At 64.1% G+C, this 16,579-nt stretch carries 17 protein-coding genes; 10 read left to right on the top strand and 7 right to left on the bottom strand.

Going from position 1 to position 16,579, the window contains the following annotated elements:
* Positions 1–5: 5 nt before the first annotated feature.
* Complete coding sequence (locus HAHE_RS17345) at positions 6–500, bottom strand: DUF3592 domain-containing protein (RefSeq protein ID WP_338686206.1); 495 nt, start codon at positions 498–500, stop codon at positions 6–8.
* Positions 501–594: 94 nt separating this feature from the next.
* On the opposite strand from HAHE_RS17345, the gene HAHE_RS17340 reads away from it, so the two are divergent.
* Genes HAHE_RS17340 through HAHE_RS17330 form a run of 3 tightly spaced genes read left to right on the top strand, consistent with a single transcriptional unit; the run spans position 595 to position 2,939 of the window.
* Positions 595–1,050, top strand: a complete 456-nt coding sequence (locus HAHE_RS17340) for a GatB/YqeY domain-containing protein (protein WP_338686205.1) — start codon at positions 595–597, stop codon at positions 1,048–1,050.
* Entirely contained in the window at positions 1,050–1,709 is a 660-nt protein-coding gene (gene ispD, locus HAHE_RS17335; RefSeq protein WP_338686204.1) for a 2-C-methyl-D-erythritol 4-phosphate cytidylyltransferase, read from the top strand. The genes HAHE_RS17340 and ispD overlap by 1 nt, the downstream gene beginning before the upstream one ends.
* Positions 1,710–2,939, top strand: coding sequence for a pitrilysin family protein (locus HAHE_RS17330; RefSeq protein WP_338686203.1), 1,230 nt, complete (start codon positions 1,710–1,712; stop codon positions 2,937–2,939).
* Between the two features lie 4 nt (positions 2,940–2,943).
* On the opposite strand, the gene HAHE_RS17325 is transcribed toward HAHE_RS17330, so the two are convergent.
* The 3 genes from HAHE_RS17325 to HAHE_RS17315 all read right to left on the bottom strand — a co-directional run bounded on the left by HAHE_RS17325 (position 2,944) and on the right by HAHE_RS17315 (position 7,114).
* Positions 2,944–4,014, bottom strand: coding sequence for a hypothetical protein (locus HAHE_RS17325; RefSeq protein WP_338686202.1), 1,071 nt, complete (start codon positions 4,012–4,014; stop codon positions 2,944–2,946).
* A gap of 83 nt (positions 4,015–4,097) precedes the next feature.
* A complete protein-coding gene (locus tag HAHE_RS17320) occupies positions 4,098–6,305 on the bottom strand; it encodes a hypothetical protein (RefSeq protein ID WP_338686201.1) in 2,208 nt (735 codons plus the stop codon).
* Between the two features lie 86 nt (positions 6,306–6,391).
* Positions 6,392–7,114: a DUF1080 domain-containing protein gene (locus HAHE_RS17315; RefSeq protein ID WP_338686200.1), complete on the bottom strand. Its 723-nt coding sequence runs from the start codon at positions 7,112–7,114 to the stop codon at positions 6,392–6,394.
* Between the two features lie 169 nt (positions 7,115–7,283).
* On the opposite strand from HAHE_RS17315, the gene HAHE_RS17310 reads away from it, so the two are divergent.
* The 5 genes from HAHE_RS17310 to HAHE_RS17290 all read left to right on the top strand — a co-directional run bounded on the left by HAHE_RS17310 (position 7,284) and on the right by HAHE_RS17290 (position 10,790).
* Positions 7,284–8,291: a polyprenyl synthetase family protein gene (locus tag HAHE_RS17310; protein WP_338686198.1), complete on the top strand. Its 1,008-nt coding sequence runs from the start codon at positions 7,284–7,286 to the stop codon at positions 8,289–8,291.
* Between the two features lie 263 nt (positions 8,292–8,554).
* The gene (gene nrdR, locus HAHE_RS17305) at positions 8,555–9,046 is read left to right on the top strand and encodes a transcriptional regulator NrdR (RefSeq protein WP_338686196.1); all 492 of its coding nucleotides are present in this window, start codon (positions 8,555–8,557) and stop codon (positions 9,044–9,046) included.
* Between the two features lie 64 nt (positions 9,047–9,110).
* Positions 9,111–9,689: a hypothetical protein gene (locus tag HAHE_RS17300; protein ID WP_338686195.1), complete on the top strand. Its 579-nt coding sequence runs from the start codon at positions 9,111–9,113 to the stop codon at positions 9,687–9,689.
* A 58-nt stretch (positions 9,690–9,747) separates the two neighbouring features.
* Positions 9,748–10,095, top strand: coding sequence for a histidine triad nucleotide-binding protein (locus HAHE_RS17295; protein ID WP_338686194.1), 348 nt, complete (start codon positions 9,748–9,750; stop codon positions 10,093–10,095).
* A 38-nt stretch (positions 10,096–10,133) separates the two neighbouring features.
* Positions 10,134–10,790 carry an esterase/lipase family protein gene (locus HAHE_RS17290; protein ID WP_338686192.1) on the top strand — a complete coding sequence of 219 codons (657 nt, stop codon included), beginning with the start codon at positions 10,134–10,136 and terminating at the stop codon, positions 10,788–10,790.
* Positions 10,791–10,797: 7 nt separating this feature from the next.
* Here HAHE_RS17290 and HAHE_RS17285 read toward each other — a convergent pair whose 3' ends face one another.
* The 3 genes from HAHE_RS17285 to HAHE_RS17275 are packed head-to-tail and all read right to left on the bottom strand — an operon-like array spanning position 10,798 to position 14,354.
* Positions 10,798–11,268, bottom strand: coding sequence for a peroxiredoxin (locus HAHE_RS17285; protein ID WP_338686190.1), 471 nt, complete (start codon positions 11,266–11,268; stop codon positions 10,798–10,800).
* A gap of 57 nt (positions 11,269–11,325) precedes the next feature.
* Positions 11,326–13,626 (bottom strand): DUF6600 domain-containing protein, encoded by a 2,301-nt coding sequence (locus tag HAHE_RS17280; protein WP_338686189.1) that lies wholly within the window; start codon positions 13,624–13,626, stop codon positions 11,326–11,328.
* 59 nt (positions 13,627–13,685) lie between these two features.
* The gene (locus HAHE_RS17275) at positions 13,686–14,354 is read right to left on the bottom strand and encodes a hypothetical protein (protein ID WP_338686187.1); all 669 of its coding nucleotides are present in this window, start codon (positions 14,352–14,354) and stop codon (positions 13,686–13,688) included.
* 145 nt (positions 14,355–14,499) lie between these two features.
* Between HAHE_RS17275 and HAHE_RS17270 the strand changes: the two genes are divergently transcribed.
* Both HAHE_RS17270 and HAHE_RS17265 read left to right on the top strand, forming a co-directional pair.
* On the top strand, positions 14,500–15,618 hold the full coding sequence (locus HAHE_RS17270) for an aminoglycoside phosphotransferase family protein (RefSeq protein ID WP_338686185.1): 1,119 nt from the start codon (positions 14,500–14,502) through the stop codon (positions 15,616–15,618).
* Positions 15,619–15,635: 17 nt separating this feature from the next.
* Positions 15,636–16,568, top strand: coding sequence for an NAD-dependent epimerase/dehydratase family protein (locus tag HAHE_RS17265; protein ID WP_338686183.1), 933 nt, complete (start codon positions 15,636–15,638; stop codon positions 16,566–16,568).
* The last annotated feature ends 11 nt before the right edge of the window (positions 16,569–16,579 follow it).

Below are 16,579 nucleotides of genomic sequence, written 5' to 3'. Positions count from 1 at the left end.
CCGCCTCAGCGCCGCCAAGCTCCGATGACGACCCCGATGCCTCCGACAAAGAACAGCAACGGGAACCACAGCGAGTAGCCTGGCGCGCGGGATTCGCCCTCGAGCACGGCCAGCGCCGGGTCGTCGGGACTGACCCGGCACTCGGCGACCGAGCCAGCAGGGTAGCGCTCGACCAGTTCGCGCGCGCCGGCTTCCGACGAACTCCACGATGATCCGCGAAGCCGGTAGCGGTCGGATTCGTGGTTCTTCTCCTCGAAGTCATAGCTGTAGCGGACCCGGAAGCGGAATCCCTGGGGCATGTCGTCGCCCCAATCCGGATCATCGCGGCGCGATTCGACCGCCGACTCGAGGATCGCGCACGGTACTTGCGGCCACGAGTCGATCCGGCTGGCGCGTGAGAAACTCCTCCACATCAGCCACGAGAAGACCGCACCCGCGAGGGCCAGCAGCAGCCCGATGAGGGTCAGATAGATGCGAGCTCCAGTGGTGCGTTGGGCCATGCGGGGGATTTGGCGCCGATCCGGGCCCGCGCCAAGGACGAAGCGCGGGCGATTTCCCCTTTTCCGGGCCAGCGGGCACCGCTAGGACAGCGGCATGAGCACGTTCGCACAGAAAGTTCAGGAAGACCTCAAGACCGCCATGAAGGCGAAGGACACCGACCGGTTGCAGGTCATCCGGGCTCTGAAAACCGCCCTGACCAATGCCGCGATCGAGAAGGGCGGACTGGGAACCGAACTCGATGACTCCGAGGCGATGGCGATCGTCCGCAAGCAGGTCAAGCAACGGCAGGATTCCGCCCAGCAGTTCCAGGACGCGGGACGCGAGGAACTGGCCGCCAAGGAACTGGCGGAGATCGAACTGCTGAACGCCTACCTCCCGTCACCGCTGTCGGCCGAGGAAATCACGGCACTGGTTGAGGAGGCGATCGCCGAGACCGGCGCCACCGGCAAGGCCGACATGGGCAAGGTGATGAAGCTTCTTCAGGAACGGGCCGAAGGGCGTGCCGACGGCAGGACGCTCTCCCAGGAAGTTGCCAAGCGCCTCTCCTGATGGGCTGTGCGGGCGTCATCGTTGCCTCCGGCAGCAGCCGTCGGATGGGCTTCGACAAGCTCGCCGCGCCGCTTGCGGGAAAACCGGTGCTCCGGCGTTCGCTGGAAGCGCTACTGGCCGTGCCGGAAATCACCCGGGTCATCGTAGTCTGCGGCGAGGAGCGGTTCGATGATTTGCTCCGGGGCGATCACCCGAAGCCGGTCCTGCGCGTGGATGGGGGTGCCGAGCGGCAGGATTCCGTCTACGCCGGACTCTCGGCGGTTAAGGCTTCAGAAGAACTCGTCGCGGTGCACGACGGAGCCCGCCCCCTCGTCGACCCCGGGGACATTTCGGCGTGCATCGCCGCCGCGCGGGAGCACGGAGCCGCATCGCTCGGCCGCACCGTCACCGAAACACTCAAGCGCACCGACGCGGACGGACTCGTCCTGGGCGGACTCGATCGCTCGAATCTCTGGTTCACCGAAACCCCGCAGGTCTTCCGCACGGATCTGTTGCTCGAAGCCTACCGCCAAGTTCGGGAGCAGGGCCTTGTTGTGACCGACGAGGTCTCCGCCATGGAGCCGATGGGAATCGCCACCCGGATGATCCAATCGACCCGCCCGAACCCGAAGATCACCGTCCCGGCGGATCTGGAAGCTGCCCACGCCCTGCTTGCCTGAATGCGTGCCGACTACCAGACTTGCCGTAGTAGAGCGGGATTCAGGATCGCCCTCGCGCGGTTGCCGGAGAGCGAGTGCTCCGCCCTTTCCGTGCATGTCCCCGCCGGCGGCCGCGACGATCCGGCCGGACTCGCCGGCCTCGCCCACTTCGTCGAGCACATGAGCTTCAAGGGCACCGACTCCCGGACCGCGCGGTGCATCAGCATCGAAACCGAGGACGCCGGCGCCAGCCTGAATGCCTTCACCAGCGAGGACCAGACCGTCTACGAAGGAAGGGGCGACGCCGACTGCCTTCCGTTGCTGGCCGACATCGTCTCGGACATGGTCTGGCGCTCGAATTTCCCCGAATCGGAGATCGGACTGGAGCGCGACGTGATCGCCGAGGAAATCGTGATGTACTACGAGTCTCCGACCGACCACATCGGTGATCTCATCTCGGGAGCCTTATGGACCCCCCACCCTCTCGGAGAACCGATCGCGGGAACGCTTGAGAGCGTCGCCCGGGTCGATCGTCAGGCCCTGCTCGATTTCACGAGCTCGCATCATCGCCGGGAAGATGTGGTCATCTCGGTGGCCGGACCCTTCACCATGGAGCAGGTGCTCGAACATCTGGAACCTCACCTACCCCAGGCTCTTCCGGCGCCACCCTGCCAACCATACATCGGACCGGCGGGCGGGACTTCGGAACTCCTAGAGGCCCGGGAAACCGCCCAGGTGCAACTTGCGCTCGCCTACCGCACTTTCGGGCGAACGGACCCGCGGCGGCACCCGGCACGCTTGCTCGCCACCATCCTCGGAGACGGCGCGAGTTCGCGACTTTTCCAGAAACTGCGGGAGGAACGCGGACTCTGCTATCAGATCGGCTGCGACGTCACGTTCCTCGCCGACACCGGTGCGCTCGAGATCCATGCCGGACTCGACCCGGACAGCCGGGACGAGGCGCTCGCGTGCATTCGCGAGGAACTCGACGATCTCGCGAGGAACGGCCCCGACGAGACCGAACTCGCCCGCGCCAAACGCCTCCACGAGAGCCAAACCCGGGCCACCATGGAGAGCACCGCGGCCCATGCTTCATGGATCGGCGATTGCGTGCTCCACCACGACGAGGTGATCACACCGGAAGCGGCGCTCGCCGAGCTAGCGGCGGTGGCCGCGACCGAAGTCCGCGATGTTGCCCGGGAGTTGATCCAACCGGAAAACGAGGCGCTCGCCGAGATCCACCCGGTCTAACGCTTCACTCGTCGAACTCCCCGGTCGTGTATTTCTCGGCGCCCATTCCGGAATAGGCGCGTCCCTTGTAGATCATGGTGAACCGGCCACCGGTCTCCTTGGCCATTTCGCTCATCGCGCGAGCCTCCTCGCCCGGTTCTTCCATGGCAAACGTATCGATCGGAACGCCGGTCGGGTTCATCCCGTCGATCCGGTTGAGCACGTCGTTCAGGTCCGACGGCTCACCATCCGAGAGCAGATAGATGATTTCCGGCGGCGGGCTCATCGAGAGCGCCATTTTGAGCGGTGAATACCACACCGTGCCCAAACCGGGCTTCATCTCTCCGATCTTCTCCTCGAATACCTTCTTGATGTGATCGCTCGCGGGATACCACGGGACCGGCGGCGTCTCGTTGAGACCGTTCCAGCCGTTGTTTGCCTGGTTCGGGCCGTCGGTCTCGATCGTCCATGCCGTCTGCGAAAAGAAGATGACATTGAAGTTCATGCCCTGCTTCAGCGCGCGGACCGAGCGGGTGAGCTCCTTCTTCAGGGCGTCCATCCGAGTCCCGCCGCCTTCCGCATCCGACATCATCGATTCCGAGTAATCGACGACATAGACCACGCGCCGGCCCTTCCGAGGCGTACCGAAGAACGACGACCCGCCGCCTCCGTCGCCGTCGCCATCACCGGAGCCGAATCCCGCCGCAAAGTCGTCGTCCGTGCCGAACGGCACCGTCGGATTCGACTCCTCGGGCATCGGCACGGCAACCGGCGCCTCCACCGAGGCGGCGATCACCCGGGCCATCGACGAACTCGAACTGCTCGGCTTCGGCTTGACCGCATTCGCCATGTCGGGCTTCTCCACCGGATTTTCCTCCGGCGGAGTGACCGGCTGGTAAGTCACGATGGTGTCCGCGTCATTCAGCCGCGGAAGGATCGCGATCAGCCACAGCACCGCTCCGATCAGAACGATCACGATGACCGCCACGACCAGCGACTGGATCGTGTCGTTCCGCCGCTGGCGGGCGACCAGCAGCTCAAGCTGCGCGGTCGAATCGGACGGAGGCGGCTCGGTCGTGATAAGGTTGGGCTGCATCAAGGGTCGATTCGGGCTTCTTCAAGAGAACGCCATGAACCAACTCCCGATGCCAGCCAAACCTTAGGCCAATCTTTGGCGAATCAGCGGACTTTCACGTGCAGCGTCATGCGACGGGAACCGTTCTCCATGCGGTCGTGGAAAGTGACCGCCTCGAACTGCTCGGCGGCGGCCAAGCCTTTGGCCACACGGGGAAGCTGCTCGCGGAACTCGGCCAGCGCATCCGGATCGGGAATGATTTCCTCACCGTTCTTGTCGACCAGTTTCACAGCTTCGTCGAGGTAGGCACGAAGCACATCGAGATCGAGCTTCATCCACGATCCCTGCCGTGCCGGACCGTCCGCGCCGGCCTTGCCAACGAGGTCGAGGGCCTGTGTCTTGGAAGTCGAGGCGGCAAACCACTCGTCACTCACCGTAACGGACGGTTTGACGTCGTCGGAAAACGCGAAGGCGTCGAAATACCAGGTCACGAGGTCATCCTTCTCGGAATTGGTCGGCTTCAGCATGTGGAGCTCGGGACCTTCCATCTCTTTGACCGTCGCGAGGATCGCCCGCACCGATTCGTCGACCGCGGCCCATGACTCCTTGAGCTTGCTGCGATCCTTGACCGGCGCCACGTACGACGCCCGGATGAAGCGACCTTCCTCGACCACGCCCTTGGGGACGTTCGGGATCGGCGGGAACTCCGCATTGAGATCGACCACGATCGCACTCTCCTCTCCGAGGCCGTTGTTCATTGTGCTCAGCGCTGCCCAGAGCTTCAGGAGATCCTCGCGGAACATTCCGTCGAACATCTGGTAACCACCCTTGAGTTCCATGAGTTCGTCGCTCTCGACATCGAGCCGGGCGAGATGACCGGTCACCGCGTAGGCGGTCTCCGCCAGCAATTCGACGAGACCCGCCGCCTTCTCGCTGTAGTCGGCGTCCGACACCCAGTCGGCGAAAAGCAGGACGTTCTCGCCTTCGCCGAGGGCGGCGAGCTGGTGCTTGGCGCCGTAATCAATGGCGCCTTGGTCGCCGCCGCCGATGATGTCGAACTTCACGCCCTCGTCGACGCTGATCACACCACCGATGCTTGCCGGATCATACATGGCCAGAAGTTCGGCTTCGCGCTCACCCACCATATCCAGCAGTGCCGCGATCTCGCGGGTGTCGCCGAATCCGTCGACACCTTTCAGACCGTCGCGGCAGCCTTCGGCGATCGGCTTGAGGCCAGCCGTGGCGGAACTCTTGAGCAATCCCTCGGAGCCGTAGAAGACACCGTGGACCTTTTTGCCGCCAAATCCGTCGATGAACGAGACGGCGTCGCTTGCGGCTAGCGAACCTGAGAGATCGTCCGCCAGCGGACAGGCCTCGGCACTGCCGCCGATATAAACCAGCAGGTAGTCACCCATCTTGCCTGCGGCGAGGACGAGGTTCTTTTCCTTCAGCGCGGCGACGATCTTGTCGACGTTCTCCTTGCCGAGCATTCCGTCCATTTCCTCGCGGCCGCCCTCGAGTTCCTCGGCGAGCATCTCGCCCTTGAACAGGCTTCCGGAGAACTTGGCCCCCGCCTTCTCGAATTCGAGCGGCTCGGCCCCATCACCCGCCATCGCGAGGAACGAACGGACCTGCTCCTCCGCCATGCCCATCGCCTCGGCGTCGCTAATCTTCAGACCGGCCATGACCGGAGGCACCTGGACCGACTCCACGATCGGCATGTATTGACCGATGTCCTTGGCGAATTCCATCAGCCAGGCCTCGTCATCGATATCGGACATCGCACCCTCTAGATCCCCTTCCGCCGCACCCTTGGCGAAGGCATTGGAGAGAATCCGGAATTGGTAGTAGCTCATCCGGTTCTGCAGTTTCTGCATCGAGTCGAACTGCTCGGCCGAGCCATCACCGGTTGCCAGGAAGAACTCCTCTCCGAGGAACGGCCGAACCTCGCCCGCACCTTCGCCGATCGCCTCCTCGGGATCGAAGCCCTCCTCTTCCTTCGCGGTCTCGCGGATGAACTCCCAGATCTTGAGCTTGCGGAGGCCGTCCACCATGCCGACGCCGTCGTAAATCGCCATGAATGTGTCGGAATCCGCCGAAAGGTGGCTGGCGAAACCGAGCATCTTCGCCCGCTCCTCGGCGCTCAGCGCAGGAGTCGGATCGACGGCTTTCTCAATGACTTCAGCGACCTCGCCGGCCGCCTCCTTGACCGACTCGCCGGCCTTCTCGACAACCGGTTCGGTTTTCTCGCAAGAAGCGTAAAAAAGCAGGTGGAGGGGGAGGGCGAGCGCCCACAAGCGGGATGTTTTCATACGTGACGGCACACTAGCGACCGGTTTGAAGCACGGGCAATTCCAATTCCTGCGTATTTTCCGAACGCCGGCCAGCGGTGCCGGTTTTACTCCGCTCCGGCGTCCCGCTCGCCCAATTCCCGGACCCAGATGTTGCGGAACTCGATGGGATCGTTATGCCATTGCAGACGCAGCGGCCCCTTCGCCGGATGGGTCTTCGGATAACTCGCCAGCTTCTTGTGCTGGGTCGGACCGAGGTAAGCTTGTGCATTCTGCACGACGACACCGTTGTGGACGACCGTGACCCGAGCAGGCTCGCTGAGGCCGTCGTCTCCGTAAACCGGAGGCGTGAAAGTGATGTCGTAGCTCTGCCACTCTCCCTGCGGTGCGCTGGCGTTTACCAGCGGCGGATACTGGCCGTACATCGCTCCCGCCTGACCATCAGGATAGGTCTTGTTCTCGTGACTCTCGAGCACCTGGATCTCGTAACGCCCCATGAGGAAAATGCCGCTATTCCCGCCCTTCTGGCCATCGACCTTGCGTCCGGCGGGGATTCTCCACTCGAGATGCAACTGGATCGGACCGAACTCGTCTTTGGTCACGAGGTTCCCCGGAGAGGCGAACAGCACGCCGTCCTCGACCTTCCACTCTCCGTTCCAAGCCGACGTCTCTTTGCCGCCAAAGAGCACCTTAGCGTCCGCCGGAGCGGGAACCACCACCGCTCCCTTGGTCTCGACCTTGACCGGCTGCGGCCGGGTGCCGTCGTGCACCACCCATGGCACCCCCGGGAGTTGGGGATTGTCCGGCTTGACGCCGAACCCGTCGGCCATGCCCGGCCCATGGAAACCCAGCCAAAACAGCGATGCGGCGGAAACCGTTAGAGAAACCTTGGTCATCCCCGAACTACCCGGCATCGAAACGCGATCTTTCCCATGATCCGGGACTCGGGTGTTGCGGGCGGCGCGCTCCTGTGGAATTTTGGCGCCGCTCCCGGTTGACATGGCGAATCCCACCTCCTTTCTGACCACCAGCGATCGTTTTCCCTTCGATTTGGTGCGACCGCACCTCGAGATGGTCGAGACCGCGATCCGCGAGCAGGTCCGTGCCTTCGACCCGGCGGTCGAGCCCTACGTCAGCTACGTGTGCAACACGTCCGGCAAGCGCATCCGGCCGGCTCTCGCGATCCTCGCGGGCGGCGCGCTCGGCCAGACGGGTGGGGCGCAGCGGAAGATCGGTGTCGTGCTTGAGTTGATCCACATGGCGACCCTCGTGCACGATGACATCATCGATGGTGCCGTTACCCGCCGGATGGTCCCGACCGCGAACGCCAAGTGGGGCAACGGTCTATCGGTCCTGCTGGGGGATGCGCTGTTTTCGCACGCCTTGGCACTCGCGACGGAGTTCGACGACATCTCGATCTGCCGCAAGGTCGGGCGGGCGTCGCGCGAGGTCTGTGAAGGTGAAATCGTCCAGACCCAGCGACGCTTCGACCTCAGCCTGACCAAGGCCGACTACTACCGGATCATTGAGATGAAGACCGGCGCTCTGTTCGCCGCGGCCACCGGCATCTCGGCCGCCTTGACCGGTGCGGACGAGGCGACCGAAGCCAAGCTTTTCGACTACGGCATGCGCCTCGGCACGGTCTACCAAATCTACGACGACTGCCTCGACATCGTCGGCAGCGAGGACAGCGTCGGCAAGACGCTCCGGACCGACCTCGAGAAAGGCAAGCTGACGCTGCCGATCCTCAACCTCCTCGAGTCGGCATCCGAAAGCCAGCGCACCAAGCTCAACAAGCGGATCATCGAGCAGGAGCCGCTCGACCTGACCGTGCTCGTCGGCATCGCCGAATACGAGGGAGCCATCGAATCGGCGGTCGATACGGCCATCGGAATGCTCGACCAGTGTCGCGACGACCTCGCGATCCTGCCCGACAACGAGTACACCGCCGCCTTGCACCAGATCACCCGCTTCCTTGAGTCGCTGCTGGTGAAGTGCCGCCGCTGAGGCCGGCCACCTGAGGCACCGGGCCCGCTTTGCGGCGAGAAATGACGGACTTTCTCCGCTTTTTCGCAACGCCTCGGGAAGTTCGACGGGAGCTGACACCCGAGTTTTTGAACCGGTCTTGCCACGCTGCCGGGTCGACCCGACGGATCTCAAAAAGACCGTTTCACGCCCCTTAACAATCGGGGTGAACCACCAAATATGGCACCTTTTCTACGTTGACCCTACTAGATCGCGGAATAGACTGACTTGCATCGGTTTTTTCCATGCGATGCGTTCAATGTGCCTCCTACAAGGACAAGGTCCTCGACTCCCGGATGTCGAAGGACGGCACGACGATCCGCCGTCGCCGCGAGTGCGCCGCGTGCGGCTACCGCTACACGACCTACGAGCAGATCGAGCGGACCGAGCTCCGGGTGGTGAAGCGGGACGGAGCCCGCGAGGCGATCAACCGCGAGAAGCTGCGCAACGGCCTGATCAAGGCCTGCGAGAAACGGCCGGTCTCGATGGAGCGCATCGACCGCGCCGTCGAAGAAATCCTTTCCGAACTGCACCGCGACCACGTCACCGAGGTCCCCTCGTCGAACATCGGCGCCAAGGTGATGGACAAGCTGCACCAGATCGATCCGGTCGCCTACGTCCGCTACGTCTCCGTCTACCGGCAGTTCGAGGACGTCGGCGAATTCATCCGCGAGATCCAGGCGCTCGAGACCCGCGCCGCCCGTGACCCGATGCAGCGCCGCCTGTTCAAGGACTGACACTTTCCACCGCCCCCGTGAACGCATCTCCCCCGCCCCATACCGCGCCCCCTCAAAGAACCCCGTGATCGCACTGATCGGCAACCGGCCGGCCATCCAGGTCGGCAACTACCAGGTCCACGACTACGACACGCGCTGGCTCGGCGACGCCCTCGAACGCGCCGCCGCCGCCGCCGAACGGCAGGACTTCCCCTTCCTCGACGAGATCCGTCAGGGAATCGAGGAGTATCTGGAAACCCGCTGCAGCCTCGAACTGCTCCCGCTCCCGACCCTCTTCGAACGGGTCCGCATGATGCTCGAAAAGATCGGCTGCTCCCCGATCGCCTCGAAACTCGAACCGCTGGCCCCGCCGGTCACGCTGTCGCTCGAGCACGCCGCCCGCACCGCAGGCAATGGCTTCGAACTCGCATTCTTCGAGTATCTCCGGAGCGAGTTGCGCGATCTCCGCGATGCCGGCGCCGAGGAAATCCACTTCACCCACCTGCGCGAATGCGTGGCGCTGCTCCGGCAGTCGGACAGTTGGGATGACGAGTCCGAGCGCCTGCTGACCGACATCCGCGGATTTCTCTACAACCACCATCGGGATCACCGCGACCTCCCGCGCCCCCTGAGGATGCGCGTCGAGAACGAGAGGATCGAGTAGCTCCGCTTGCGACGCCCGGATTCGCGTGCCAAGCTCCCGACATCCGCCGGCTGAACCGATGCCTGAAAAGACGCTCTTCGAAAAAATCTGCGACCGCGAGATCCCCGCAACGATCGTTCACGAGGACGACCGCTGCATCTGCTTCAAGGACATCTCCCCACAGGCGCCGATCCACTACCTCGTGATTCCCCGCAAGCCGATCCCTCGGGTTGCCGAAGCGTCCGCGGACGACGAGGCGGTTCTCGGGCACCTCCTGCTGATCGCGTCGAAGGTCGCCCGAGACGAAGGCTTCGCGGAAAACGGCTTCCGTCTCGTGATCAACAACGGCCGCGACGGCGGTGAAGCCGTCCCTCACCTGCACGTGCACCTGCTGGCCGGACGCCCGCTCGAGTGGCCTCCGGGCTAGCCCCTTGTTCGATGTCGAGATTTCTACGCTCTCCCGCCATGTTCCGCAGTCTCTTTGCTCTCCTCGCCGGCATCACCACCGTTTCCGCCGCCGAACCGGCTCCGCGGATGACCCGTGCCGTCTTGGTCCACGGGATCTGGCAAGGTGAAGGCCGGTGCTTCGGCTTCCTACGGCACGACCTTGAGTCCCGCGGCGTCGAATGCCTGGTTCCGAGCCTCAAACCGGCCGACGGACGCGACGGACTCGAGCCGATGGCAAAGCAACTGGACACGGAGATCCGCAAAGCGTTCGGCCCCGATGAATCCTTCGTGCTGATCGCTTTCAGCATGGGCGGCCTCGTGAGCCGACACTATCTGCAGGACCTCGGCGGCGCCGGGCGCTGCGAGTCGTTCATCACGATTTCGACCCCCCACCACGGCACGGAGATGGCGAAGTTCCACTATGGCCGCGGAGCCGCCGAAATGCGGCCGGGCAGCGTGTTCCTCCGTGACCTCCAACTCGGTCAGTCACGCCTCGGCGACATCCCGCTGGTTTCCTATCGGACCCCGATGGACGCCGTCATCGTTCCAAGCGAAAGCTCGGTGTGGGACCGGGCGGAAAATGTCGAGATCCCCTGCCCGCTTCACCCGCTGATGACCGCGTCACTGAAGCTCCGCAAAGACGTGCTACGGCGTTTCTCGTACCCGGGGCGCTGACCGGAGATCAGTCGGCGAGGATCTCGGCAAGCTTGGCGAGGTGCTCCTTCGGCTTCACCTTGGCCAGCACGGCCTCGATCCTTCCGTCGGCACCGATGACGAAGGTCGTTCTTTCGGTCCCCATGAACGTCCGTCCGTACATCGACTTCTCGACCCATACTCCATAAGCCTCGACGATCGCGTGATCGGTATCGGCGATGAGCGGATACGGCAGCAGCTGCTTCTCGATGAACTTCCGGTGACTGTTCTCGTCATCGACACTCACCCCGAAGATCTCCGCCTTGTCTTCGAGCGTCTGCCAACCGTCCCTCATCCCACACGCCTGGGTCGTGCAGCCGGGCGTCGCGTCTTTCGGATAGAACACGAGCACCACCCGCTTGCCGCGGAGGTCGGCCAGCCGAACCGTGCCGGTCCCGCCGTCTGCCGAAACGACGGATGCCTCGAACTCGGGAGCCGGATCACCAACCTGGGGTCTCATGCGCGACACCTCAGGCCAGCCCGCGGGCTTTGACAAGCACGCGAAGGCCAGGCGCGGTCACTTGTTGCGCTTCAGCTTCTCGCGCATCCGCTCCTGCGCCTCACGCATCTTCTCCTGAGCTTCACGCATCCGTTCCTGCTGGCGGTTCCGTTGCTCCTCGGCCTTGCGAGACCGCTCTTCCTGTGCCCGGCGATTCGCCTCTTCCTGCGCGCGACGGCTTGCTTCCTCCTGCGCCCGGCGGTTCGCCTCCTCCTGGCGTGCCCGTTCCTCGCGGGCCCGCTGCTCGGCGGCTTCCTGCTGGCGCTTCGCCATCTCGTCCCGCTGCTTTGCTGCTTCCTCGGCCGCACGACGGCGGGCGGCCTCCTGCTCGGCGGCACGCTTCTGCGCCTCATTCGCCTGGCGTTGTTCCTCGGCACGACGCTTCTGCTGTTCGGCCCGCTCTGCGGCAGCCCGACGCATCGCCTCCTGTTGGTCACGAAGCTTCTGCTGGGCCTCGCGCATCCGCTCGGCCGCGGTAGCCCGTTTCTTTTCCTCGTTCTTCGCCTGTTCGGCCGCTTCCGCCGCCTGGCGTTCGCGCTCCATCCTCGCCTTCTCGGCTGCGTCATTCGTGGAGCCTCCTTTGCCAACCGTGGTGTCGCGGGCCGTGCGATTCCGTTCCCGAAGCGCCTCTGCCAGCTTCTCCTGAGGCGTCATCGGCCGGGTCCGCTCCACGGGCTTCGGTTGCTCAGGCTTTACCGGCACCGACGGCGCGACCTCCGGCTCCTTCGGCTCGTTGCGGGTCACTCCGCCCGGCTTCTGCTGGCGTTGCCGCTCGCGGATCGTCTCAAGCAACTTCTCCTGCGAAGTCATCGGACGAACCCCGGGCGGCAGATCCGGCTTCCCGACCGGCTGGTTCGATGGCTTGGCCGGCTTGCCACCGACCGGCACCTGCATCGAGGGCTTCCCGGATGGCTTACGCGCCGGCTTGCGGGTCGGCTCCCATCGCTTCTGCGCCACCGCAACCTCCTGCCGGTTCTCCTCCAGTTTGGTCGCGCGCTGCTCCTTGACCTTTGCCGCCCACGACTTGACCGCGACCTGCTGGTTCTGGCGCATCTCGCGGTACTTGTCGGCCCATTGCGAGGCCACACCTCCGGGGCCCCGCACGACCTCGACCCTGTCGAACTTGCCCGCGAGATGACCCGGACGGACTCCCGGATTCCACGGAGCATCGAGATTCGGAGTGAAAACCTTCCAGCGGTTTCCGACTTCCCGTCCGCGACGGTTGGCCGCCGAACCCAGACCGACCAGAGGATCGCAGTCCAGCTGGCGCACCGGCCACGGCACCTTCACTTTCGGCAGTATGTCGCGATACGACGGACCTCCCACGACAAGACGTTTCCCCGCGTAGTGAAGATTCGTGCACGGATCCGACACCCGCCGGAGCGCAAAGTTCCGACCGGCCGGCAAGCAGTGCTTCCAGATCGGCTCCGCCATGTGGCGTTCCATCACGTAGCAAAACCAATCGTCGCCGATGCCGAAGTCGACTTCGACACTGACACCCCAACCCCGACCGGTCGCGCAGAGCGTTTCCGGCGGCAAGGGAGCCCATCCGACGTGGCCACCGCCGTGACGCCAGGCCACCCACGCGGGCGCCCACTCGCCTCCAGGCACCCAGCACCAGCCGCGACCGGCCAGCAATACCCATCGACCGTAGTGATAGGTCGCCCAACCGAAGGGTTCGTCCGACGCCCACGTCCACCCGAGGTTGGTGCAGATCCAGCGTCCGTGGGTGTATGGCCGCCACGAGCGATCCTGAACGACCACCGTCGGCTGGAAAATGTAGCCGTAATCCGGGGTGTCGAACCAGCTTCCGTGGCTATCGAGGCCGTCATAGAAAAGTCCGTAGTCGGCGACCGGCTGGCGGAACTCCTCCGGCTCCGGATCCGTCCAGTCATCGATCACCTCGCGACCCGCGAGTTCCATTTCGCGATCGCTCAGTTCCGCCTCCCGATTGGCGACATCGGTCTCGCGATCCACCACCCTCATTTCCTGATCGCGGAGTTCCGCCTCGCGCAGCGCCAGCTCCTGCTGCCTGCGTTCGGCCTCCGCCATCGCCTCGGCGGCCTCCTGTTCCCGCGCCTCGAGCTCGGCCCTTTCTCTCGCTTCGCGTTCGTCCCTGAGTCGCTGCTCCAAGGCATCCCGCTCGGCGGCGAGACGCGCGGTCTCTTCTTCCAGCTTCAGTCGCTCGGCCTCGGCTGCCGCCTTCGCCGCCTCAAGTTGCTCCAATTCCTGCTGCTTTCGGGGATCCGCACCTTTCTCGGCGGGCGGCTCGCAGGAAACGAGAAAGAGGGCCGGCAGAAGGAACAGAGGCGTTTTCATAACGATCAATGGTGGGGTTGCAGCTACGACACCGCAACCTGATCGTTTATTCATTCCTCTCAATCCGCTCTCACGCCGAGAGTCGCGACCTCGTAGTCGACCCGAGCCGGACCGCCCCTACCTCCCGGAACCTCTCGACGAATCACCTTCGACCCCAGCAATTCCTCCATCATCCGGAGCTCGAACTGGATGGCATTCGGGTAGAGATCGAAAATCGGCTGCAGCGGGTGGTGGTATTCCTCGATCCGGAATCCTTGGTCCGGGTCATACTTGCAGCGCCCGAAGCATCCTTCCTTCTCGCGCAGCGCCGACAGCAGGGTGGCTTTTTCCACCAGCGACTTGGCTTTCGAAATCTTCGGCTGCCAGTCTTCGCGAAGCTTCTGGAAGTGCTGCAGCAGCATCCGCTCGGGTGCGGTATCACCGAACAGATGCCGGGCCGCGTCGAGCAAGGCGACCGACAGGCCGCCGCCGGCATCCGGGAACAGGCAGGACGCTTTCTCGGTCAGCCGATACATGATTTCCGGACGACCGATCCCCTTCCGCGGAATCCGCCAGGTTTCGAGATAGCCGCGTTTCCGCAAGGCCTCGCACTGGTCCTTGATCCCCATGTAGCTGCCGCCCAGCCGCCGCTGGAGTTCCGGCACCGGCAAGCCGCCGGACAGCTTCAGTTCGTCAACGATCCGAACCCACTGCTTCTTGACCAGATCTCGAACCCCCCGGGCAAACACGGCCCCAAACTTGGATGTCGCGCGAGCCAGTTCAAACCAATTCACGCCCCGGCCGCCGCAAAACCGCAAGATCGGTGCCGCAAAATCCGGAACCATTAATCATTTTTTTCTGTAAATGAGGCGCCTTAGAGCCAATCTTGGACCCATGCACGATCTGAGCCGCATCGCTCCTCTGTTCGACATGAGGGCCGATTTCGTCCACGCCTACCCTTACGGCTCGGGCCACATCAACGACACCTACTGCGCGTGGTATGATCTTGCGGGCCATCGCATCCGCTACATCCACCAAAGGATCAACCACAAGGTCTTCAAGGACCCGGTGGCCCTGATGCGGAACATCGAGCGGGTCACCCGGCACGCGCTCGAGCGGCTCGTCGAACAAGGCCACCCCGAAGCGCGACGCCGCACTCTGACGACGATTCCCTCGGTCGACGGCCACGCTTGGGCGATCGACCCCGAAGGCAACTGCTGGCGCACCTATCCCTTCATCGAGCGCGCCCGCGGCTACGATGAAATCCAGTCCGAGAAGCAGGCCGAAGAGGCGGCCAAGGCATTCGGAGAATTCCAGAAGCTGGCGGCCGACCTGCCCGGCGAGCGACTCCTCGAAACGATCCCGAATTTCCACCACACCCCGAAGCGCCTCGAAGCACTCGAACAGGCGATCGCCAAAGCCGACCCCCAGCGTCGGGAGGCGGCCAAGGCGGAGATCGAGGTTGCCTTCGCCCGCGAGGACGACACGCGCCGCGTGACCGATCTGATCGAGAGTGGCGAAGTGCCGGAACGGGTGACCCACAACGACACCAAGCTCAACAACGTGCTGCTCGACGATGTGACATCGGAAGGCGTGTGCGTGATCGACCTGGACACCACGATGCCCGGCTCGGTGCTCTACGACTTCGGCGACATGGTGCGGACCGCCTGCCCGACGACCCGTGAGGACGAGGTGGATGTTTCGCGGATCGGGCTTCGACTCGACCGCTTCGAGGCGCTGCTGCGCGGCTATCTGAGTTCCGCTTCGAGCTTCCTCAACCAGACCGAAGTCGACCATCTCGCATTCTCCGGCAAGCTGCTGACGCTTGAGTGCGGCATCCGATTCCTGACCGACTTCCTCGAGGGCGATGTCTACTTCAAGACCAAGCGCCCGGGTCACAACCTCGACCGCTGCCGCGCCCAGTTCGCGTTCCTGAAAGCGATCGAAGCCAAGCTTCCGCAGATGGAGGACATGGTCCAGACTGTCTCCGGCAAGGTCGCCAACATGGTCTGACCGGCCCGATACGTTTCATGAAGATTCTCGTCACTGGCGGAGCCGGCTTCATCGGCTCCCACATCGTCGAACACTACCAAGGGAAAGCGGACGAAATCCGCGTGCTGGACAATCTCCGCACGGGCTACAGCCGCAATCTCGACGGACTGGAGCACCGGTTCATCGAAGGATCGATCACCGATCCCGATGCCGTCCGCGAGGCTGCGGAAGGTGTCGATCTCGTCTTCCACATGGCCGCTCTGGTCAGCGTGCCGGAGTCGATGGAAATGCCGGGCGAGTGCGTCGACATCAACGTCAAGGGCCTCCTCAACGTGCTCGATGCGGCCGCGGCAACCGGTGCCCGCAAGCTCGTGTTCGCATCGTCAGCCGCCGTCTACGGCGACAACCCGACGGTTCCCAAACTCGAGACCATGCTGCCCGAGCCGAAGAGCCCGTATGCGGTGACCAAGCTCGACGGCGAGTACTACCTCGACCTCTATCAGCGGGAACGCGGACTCGAAGCCGCCGCGATCCGTTTCTTCAACGTGTTCGGTCCGAGGCAGGACCCGCAAGGCGCCTACGCCGCCGCGGTCCCGATCTTCATCGAGAAGGCACTGGCCGGTGAAGACATCACCGTGTTCGGCGACGGTGGCCAGACACGTGACTTCATCTTTGTGAAGGACATCGTCGGCGCCCTTTCCTTCGCCGCCGAGACACCCGGCGTCACCGGAGTCTTCAACGCCGGCTACGGCGGGCAGATCACGATCAACGACCTCGCCTCGAAGATCATCGAGGCGGCGGGATCGGCATCGAAGGTCGTTCACGCGCCCGAGCGCCCGGGTGACGTCCGTCACTCCCGCGCCAGCGCGGACCGTCTGCTGGGCGCCGGATGGCAGCCCCGCCACGACCTGGAGGACGCCCTCGCGGACACCCTCGACTACTTCCGAGGCAAGGCCGGAGCACCCGCCTGAACTGGCCCGCT

The sequence above is a fragment of the Haloferula helveola genome (assembly GCF_037076345.1).
Taxonomy (GTDB): domain Bacteria; phylum Verrucomicrobiota; class Verrucomicrobiia; order Verrucomicrobiales; family Akkermansiaceae; genus Haloferula; species Haloferula helveola.
Note: the sequence above shows the minus strand (reverse complement) of the source record. Positions and strands in the feature narration are given on the sequence as shown.

What these genes read in the sequence shown, in the direction of transcription:
- HAHE_RS17285 (WP_338686190.1), bottom strand. Translation starts at nt 11,268, where the DNA reads ATGAGACCCCAGGTTGGTGATCCGGCTCCCGAGTTCGAGGCATCCGTC.
- HAHE_RS17325 (WP_338686202.1), bottom strand. Translation starts at nt 4,014, where the DNA reads ATGCAGCCCAACCTTATCACGACCGAGCCGCCTCCGTCCGATTCGACC.
- HAHE_RS17270 (WP_338686185.1), top strand. Translation starts at nt 14,500, where the DNA reads ATGCACGATCTGAGCCGCATCGCTCCTCTGTTCGACATGAGGGCCGAT.
- ispD (WP_338686204.1), top strand. Translation starts at nt 1,050, where the DNA reads ATGGGCTGTGCGGGCGTCATCGTTGCCTCCGGCAGCAGCCGTCGGATG.
- HAHE_RS17315 (WP_338686200.1), bottom strand. Translation starts at nt 7,114, where the DNA reads ATGGCCGACGGGTTCGGCGTCAAGCCGGACAATCCCCAACTCCCGGGG.
- HAHE_RS17320 (WP_338686201.1), bottom strand. Translation starts at nt 6,305, where the DNA reads ATGAAAACATCCCGCTTGTGGGCGCTCGCCCTCCCCCTCCACCTGCTT.
- HAHE_RS17345 (WP_338686206.1), bottom strand. Translation starts at nt 500, where the DNA reads ATGGCCCAACGCACCACTGGAGCTCGCATCTATCTGACCCTCATCGGG.
- HAHE_RS17290 (WP_338686192.1), top strand. Translation starts at nt 10,134, where the DNA reads ATGTTCCGCAGTCTCTTTGCTCTCCTCGCCGGCATCACCACCGTTTCC.
- HAHE_RS17295 (WP_338686194.1), top strand. Translation starts at nt 9,748, where the DNA reads ATGCCTGAAAAGACGCTCTTCGAAAAAATCTGCGACCGCGAGATCCCC.
- nrdR (WP_338686196.1), top strand. Translation starts at nt 8,555, where the DNA reads ATGCGATGCGTTCAATGTGCCTCCTACAAGGACAAGGTCCTCGACTCC.
- HAHE_RS17340 (WP_338686205.1), top strand. Translation starts at nt 595, where the DNA reads ATGAGCACGTTCGCACAGAAAGTTCAGGAAGACCTCAAGACCGCCATG.
- HAHE_RS17265 (WP_338686183.1), top strand. Translation starts at nt 15,636, where the DNA reads ATGAAGATTCTCGTCACTGGCGGAGCCGGCTTCATCGGCTCCCACATC.
- HAHE_RS17280 (WP_338686189.1), bottom strand. Translation starts at nt 13,626, where the DNA reads ATGAAAACGCCTCTGTTCCTTCTGCCGGCCCTCTTTCTCGTTTCCTGC.
- HAHE_RS17310 (WP_338686198.1), top strand. Translation starts at nt 7,284, where the DNA reads ATGGCGAATCCCACCTCCTTTCTGACCACCAGCGATCGTTTTCCCTTC.
- HAHE_RS17330 (WP_338686203.1), top strand. Translation starts at nt 1,710, where the DNA reads ATGCGTGCCGACTACCAGACTTGCCGTAGTAGAGCGGGATTCAGGATC.